This window comes from Myroides sp. NP-2, assembly GCF_014145665.1.
Classification (GTDB): Bacteria; Bacteroidota; Bacteroidia; order Flavobacteriales; family Flavobacteriaceae; genus Flavobacterium.
Genome location: NZ_JACHTD010000045.1, coordinates 1 through 1002, shown reverse-complemented (window position 1 = coordinate 1002; position 1002 = coordinate 1). Strand labels below are relative to the sequence as shown.

Genomic DNA, 1002 nt, shown 5'->3' with positions numbered 1-1002 from the left:
GTTCAACATCGTATTGGCAATAGGCGGGCTGAACGGCTTCGTATCAACGGAAGTGCAAAATTCAATTTCTGTTCTTCGATTAAAGTTCAGTGCTAAAAATCCCGCCCATCGCCAATACGCGGCACGTTGTACGCAACCTTACTAAAACTAAATTATTAAATGAGTTCACTCGGTACAAATCTTATTCAAGTCATAAAAGATAAAGAATTTCAAGCTGTTACCAAAGACTTAACTGAAGTGGTAATTGATTCAAATATTGCTGAAGGATTACTAAAAGATGTCCCACTACTTTCAACAATTATAGGAACTTTTAATACAGTAACCAATATCAAGGATAAGCTATTTCTTAAAAAAATTCTTACATTTTTATATGAACTAAAATCAATTTCTGAAAATAAAATAGAAGAACAAATTAATAAAATAGAAGAAGATTTAAAGTATAGAACAAAAGTTGGCGAAAAATTATTATTTATTATTGACAAGTGTGAAGACACAGACAAAGCATCACTTACTGGTTTACTTTTTAAATCATTTTTAGAGAAAAAAATTGATTATGACCAATTCATTACAGGAACAAATATTATTGAAAAAACTCCGTTGCCTGATTTAATGTTTTTCATAGAAAATGATGTTGAAGAATTGGAATTAGACAATGGTGGTTCTGAATTTGTATCATATGGCTTAATGGAAATCAGAGTAACAAAACCCAATATTAAAGTTGGTGATGAAAAATATTATGGAGATAAATATATTCCATCAGATAATGAAATATTAGCAGATCGTTTAGAAATTACAGATTTTGAAATTGTAGCTAGTATAAGTTGGATTGGACAAATCCTTAGAGAAAATTTATGTAAAGAATAAAAGACAGCGTACAACTTCGGTTCAGTAAAAGCTATAACACCTTTTATGTAAAATAGAAAAATAAAGCCTCCTAATTGGAGGCTTTATTTTTATTCTCTAGAATAACACTTATGTTAAATATTAAAAAATAGATTGATT

The 1002-nt window shown here is 28.9% G+C and carries 1 protein-coding gene; it reads left to right on the top strand.

Going from position 1 to position 1002, the window contains the following annotated elements; genetic code table 11:
* Positions 1-159: 159 nt before the first annotated feature.
* Positions 160-864 (top strand): hypothetical protein, encoded by a 705-nt coding sequence (locus H4K35_RS15550; RefSeq protein ID WP_125112982.1) that lies wholly within the window; start codon positions 160-162, stop codon positions 862-864.
* The last annotated feature ends 138 nt before the right edge of the window (positions 865-1002 follow it).